Origin of the sequence: Pseudomonas taeanensis MS-3 (assembly GCF_000498575.2) — a bacterium.
Taxonomy (GTDB): Bacteria; Pseudomonadota; Gammaproteobacteria; order Pseudomonadales; family Pseudomonadaceae; genus Aquipseudomonas; species Aquipseudomonas taeanensis.
This window is the reverse complement of the sequence record NZ_AWSQ01000013.1, coordinates 1-5599: the sequence shown is the minus strand read 5'-3', so window position 1 is coordinate 5599 and position 5599 is coordinate 1. Positions and strand designations below refer to the sequence as shown.

The window sequence follows — 5599 nt, the reverse complement described above, 5'->3', positions numbered from 1 at the left end:
CCCATTCTACAGCAGCCTCATTTCCCGTCAAGCGATTTCGAAAATTTCTTTTCTACTTCAACCGCCTGTATTACATAACTATTCAGCAGATATCTTTTGATCACTCAAAATCTTCATGCTTGTACTAATAGACAAACCCCCAACCGGCGTTAGCCGATTGGGGGTTTGGTGTTAGGCGCTTGACGATGACCTACTCTCACATGGGGAAACCCCACACTACCATCGGCGATGCATCGTTTCACTACTGAGTTCGGGATGGGATCAGGTGGTTCCAATGCTCTATGGTCGTCAAGCAATTCAGCAGGAGCGTCGCGGTGAGGCGCAGCTCCGAATCGGGTATGTGATATGGGTAAAGCGTGGTCTTACAAATTTTCGATTGTTGTCGACTTCATCCGTCAAACACACAAATTGTTTGGGTGTTATATGGTCAAGCCTCACGGGCAATTAGTATGGGTTAGCTCAACGCCTCACAGCGCTTACACACCCCACCTATCAACGTCGTAGTCTTCGACGGCCCTTTAGGGAACTCAAGGTTCCAGTGAGATCTCATCTCGAGGCAAGTTTCCCGCTTAGATGCTTTCAGCGGTTATCTTTTCCGAACATAGCTACCCGGCAATGCCACTGGCGTGACAACCGGAACACCAGAGGTTCGTCCACTCCGGTCCTCTCGTACTAGGAGCAGCCCCTCTCAAATCTCAAACGTCCACGGCAGATAGGGACCGAACTGTCTCACGACGTTCTAAACCCAGCTCGCGTACCACTTTAAATGGCGAACAGCCATACCCTTGGGACCGGCTTCAGCCCCAGGATGTGATGAGCCGACATCGAGGTGCCAAACACCGCCGTCGATATGAACTCTTGGGCGGTATCAGCCTGTTATCCCCGGAGTACCTTTTATCCGTTGAGCGATGGCCCTTCCATACAGAACCACCGGATCACTAAGACCTACTTTCGTACCTGCTCGACGTGTCTGTCTCGCAGTCAAGCGCGCTTTTGCCTTTATACTCTACGACCGATTTCCGACCGGTCTGAGCGCACCTTCGTACTCCTCCGTTACTCTTTAGGAGGAGACCGCCCCAGTCAAACTACCCACCATACACTGTCCTCGATCCGGATAACGGACCAGAGTTAGAACCTCAAGATTGCCAGGGTGGTATTTCAAGGTTGGCTCCACGCGAACTGGCGTCCACGCTTCAAAGCCTCCCACCTATCCTACACAAGCAAGCTCAAAGTCCAGTGCAAAGCTATAGTAAAGGTTCACGGGGTCTTTCCGTCTAGCCGCGGATACACTGCATCTTCACAGCGATTTCAATTTCACTGAGTCTCGGGTGGAGACAGCGCCGCCATCGTTACGCCATTCGTGCAGGTCGGAACTTACCCGACAAGGAATTTCGCTACCTTAGGACCGTTATAGTTACGGCCGCCGTTTACCGGGGCTTCGATCAAGAGCTTCGCGTTAGCTAACCCCATCAATTAACCTTCCGGCACCGGGCAGGCGTCACACCCTATACGTCCACTTTCGTGTTTGCAGAGTGCTGTGTTTTTAATAAACAGTCGCAGCGGCCTGGTATCTTCGACCGGCATGAGCTTACGCAGTAAATGCTTCACTCTCACCGGCGCACCTTCTCCCGAAGTTACGGTGCCATTTTGCCTAGTTCCTTCACCCGAGTTCTCTCAAGCGCCTTGGTATTCTCTACCTAACCACCTGTGTCGGTTTGGGGTACGGTTTCTAGTTACCTGAAGCTTAGAAGCTTTTCCTGGAAGCATGGCATCAACCACTTCGTCGTCTAAAAGACAACTCGTCATCAGTTCTCGGCCTTGATTTCCCGGATTTACCTAAGAAATCAGCCTACCACCTTAAACACGGACAACCAACGCCGTGCTGGCCTAGCCTTCTCCGTCCCTCCATCGCAGTAACTAGAAGTACGGGAATATTAACCCGTTTTCCATCGACTACGCATTTCTGCCTCGCCTTAGGGGCCGACTAACCCTGCGTCGATTAACGTTGCGCAGGAAACCTTGGTCTTTCGGCGTGGGAGTTTTTCACTCCCATTGTCGTTACTCATGTCAGCATTCGCACTTCTGATACCTCCAGCAAGCTTCTCAACTCACCTTCACAGGCTTACAGAACGCTCCTCTACCGCTCATCCTAAGATGAACCCGTAGCTTCGGTGTATGGTTTGAGCCCCGTTACATCTTCCGCGCAGGCCGACTCGACTAGTGAGCTATTACGCTTTCTTTAAAGGGTGGCTGCTTCTAAGCCAACCTCCTAGCTGTCTGAGCCTTCCCACATCGTTTCCCACTTAACCATAACTTTGGGACCTTAGCTGACGGTCTGGGTTGTTTCCCTTTTCACGACGGACGTTAGCACCCGCCGTGTGTCTCCCGTGCTGACACTTGTTGGTATTCGGAGTTTGCATCGGTTTGGTAAGTCGGGATGACCCCCTAGCCGAAACAGTGCTCTACCCCCAACAGTGATACACGAGGCGCTACCTAAATAGCTTTCGAGGAGAACCAGCTATCTCCGAGCTTGATTAGCCTTTCACTCCGATCCACAGGTCATCCGCTAACTTTTCAACGGTAGTCGGTTCGGTCCTCCAGTTAGTGTTACCCAACCTTCAACCTGCCCATGGATAGATCGCCCGGTTTCGGGTCTATTCCCAGCGACTAAACGCCCTATTAAGACTCGCTTTCGCTACGCCTCCCCTATTCGGTTAAGCTTGCCACTGAAAATAAGTCGCTGACCCATTATACAAAAGGTACGCAGTCACAGAACAAGTCTGCTCCCACTGCTTGTACGCATACGGTTTCAGGATCTATTTCACTCCCCTCTCCGGGGTTCTTTTCGCCTTTCCCTCACGGTACTAGTTCACTATCGGTCAGTCAGTAGTATTTAGCCTTGGAGGATGGTCCCCCCATATTCAGACAAAGTTTCTCGTGCTCCGTCCTACTCGATTTCATGACTAAGAGATTTTCGCGTACAGGGCTATCACCCACTATGGCCGTACTTTCCAGAACGTTCCGCTAATCTCAAAGCCACTTAAGGGCTAGTCCCCGTTCGCTCGCCACTACTAAGGGAATCTCGGTTGATTTCTATTCCTCAGGGTACTTAGATGTTTCAGTTCCCCTGGTTCGCCTCATACACCTATGTATTCAGTGCATGATACCCAGCTTATGCTGGGTGGGTTCCCCCATTCAGAGATCTCCGGATCAAAGTCTGTTTGCCGACTCCCCGAAGCTTATCGCAGGCTACAACGTCTTTCATCGCCTCTGACTGCCAAGGCATCCACCGTATGCGCTTCTTCACTTGACCATATAACCCCAAGCAATCTGGTTATTGTCTCTAACGTGAAGTAGACATTCGCCGAAAATTTGCAATTGAGAACCACAAATTTTACCTTGATTGACCAACTGCCAGTGAAAGCAGTCAATCAGTCACTTCTATCACATACCCAAATTTTTAAAGAACGATTTTCTAACTGGTCAAAGACCAGAAATCAACATTCAACAGGCAATCCCTGGAACGCTCATTTCTGAACTCTAAACGACGCTGTAAGTGGTGGAGCCAAGCGGGATCGAACCGCTGACCTCCTGCGTGCAAGGCAGGCGCTCTCCCAGCTGAGCTATGGCCCCATCTAAACCTAAGGCCAACCCCACAACAATTGGTGGGTCTGGGCAGATTCGAACTGCCGACCTCACCCTTATCAGGGGTGCGCTCTAACCAACTGAGCTACAGACCCAATCGTCTTTCGCAATGAATCAAGCAATTCGTGTGGGAACTTATGAAGAAGCTGAAGTCTTCGATTAAGGAGGTGATCCAGCCGCAGGTTCCCCTACGGCTACCTTGTTACGACTTCACCCCAGTCATGAATCACACCGTGGTAACCGTCCCCCTTGCGGTTAGACTAGCTACTTCTGGTGCAACCCACTCCCATGGTGTGACGGGCGGTGTGTACAAGGCCCGGGAACGTATTCACCGTGACATTCTGATTCACGATTACTAGCGATTCCGACTTCACGCAGTCGAGTTGCAGACTGCGATCCGGACTACGATCGGTTTTATGGGATTAGCTCCACCTCGCGGCTTGGCAACCCTTTGTACCGACCATTGTAGCACGTGTGTAGCCCAGGCCGTAAGGGCCATGATGACTTGACGTCATCCCCACCTTCCTCCGGTTTGTCACCGGCAGTCTCCTTAGAGTGCCCACCATTACGTGCTGGTAACTAAGGACAAGGGTTGCGCTCGTTACGGGACTTAACCCAACATCTCACGACACGAGCTGACGACAGCCATGCAGCACCTGTCTTACAGTTCCCGAAGGCACCAATCCATCTCTGGAAAGTTCTGTAGATGTCAAGGCCTGGTAAGGTTCTTCGCGTTGCTTCGAATTAAACCACATGCTCCACCGCTTGTGCGGGCCCCCGTCAATTCATTTGAGTTTTAACCTTGCGGCCGTACTCCCCAGGCGGTCAACTTAATGCGTTAGCTGCGCCACTAAATCCTCAAGGAATCCAACGGCTAGTTGACATCGTTTACGGCGTGGACTACCAGGGTATCTAATCCTGTTTGCTCCCCACGCTTTCGCACCTCAGTGTCAGTATCAGTCCAGGTGGTCGCCTTCGCCACTGGTGTTCCTTCCTATATCTACGCATTTCACCGCTACACAGGAAATTCCACCACCCTCTACCGTACTCTAGCTTGCCAGTTTTGGATGCAGTTCCCAGGTTGAGCCCGGGGCTTTCACATTCAACTTAACAAACCACCTACGCGCGCTTTACGCCCAGTAATTCCGATTAACGCTTGCACCCTCTGTATTACCGCGGCTGCTGGCACAGAGTTAGCCGGTGCTTATTCTGTCGGTAACGTCAAAATTGCAACGTATTAAGTTACAACCCTTCCTCCCAACTTAAAGTGCTTTACAATCCGAAGACCTTCTTCACACACGCGGCATGGCTGGATCAGGCTTTCGCCCATTGTCCAATATTCCCCACTGCTGCCTCCCGTAGGAGTCTGGACCGTGTCTCAGTTCCAGTGTGACTGATCATCCTCTCAGACCAGTTACGGATCGTCGCCTTGGTGAGCCATTACCTCACCAACTAGCTAATCCGACCTAGGCTCATCTAATGGCGCGAGGCCCGAAGGTCCCCCGCTTTCTCCCGTAGGACGTATGCGGTATTAGCGTCCGTTTCCGAACGTTATCCCCCACCACTAGGCAGATTCCTAGGCATTACTCACCCGTCCGCCGCTCTCAAAAGTAGCAAGCTACTTTCTACCGCTCGACTTGCATGTGTTAGGCCTGCCGCCAGCGTTCAATCTGAGCCATGATCAAACTCTTCAGTTCAATACTGCTTGGGTTTTGAGAAAACCCTAAACTTAGCTCAGCAATCGTTGGTTACATCTTTGATTTCTCGCGGAGTAACTTGTGATGCTGATAATCTTGCGACTAGCAGTCTTACCTCACAAGCACCCACACGAATTGCTTGATTCAGTTGTTAAAGAGCAGTTGGTTAAGTCTTTCGTCTCAACCGAGGCGCGCATTCTACAGCAGCCTCATTTCCCGTCAAGCGATTTCGAAAATTTCTTTTCTACTTCAACCGC

General features: G+C 51.1%; 2 tRNA genes and 3 rRNA genes. All 5 read right to left on the bottom strand.

From position 1 onward, the window contains the following. Nucleotides 1-177 precede the first annotated feature (177 nt). A 5S ribosomal RNA gene (gene rrf / locus TMS3_RS24255) occupies nucleotides 178-293 on the bottom strand. 130 nt (nucleotides 294-423) lie between these two features. After that, a 23S ribosomal RNA gene (locus TMS3_RS24250) occupies nucleotides 424-3313 on the bottom strand. 244 nt (nucleotides 3314-3557) lie between these two features. Beyond that, nucleotides 3558-3633: transfer RNA gene (locus TMS3_RS24245), tRNA-Ala, on the bottom strand. A 30-nt stretch (nucleotides 3634-3663) separates the two neighbouring features. Further along, nucleotides 3664-3740 (bottom strand) — tRNA-Ile (locus tag TMS3_RS24240). Between the two features lie 65 nt (nucleotides 3741-3805). Next, nucleotides 3806-5342 (bottom strand): 16S ribosomal RNA (locus TMS3_RS24235). The 16S, 23S and 5S rRNA genes sit together here with 2 tRNA genes alongside, the layout of an rRNA operon. Nucleotides 5343-5599 lie beyond the last annotated feature (257 nt).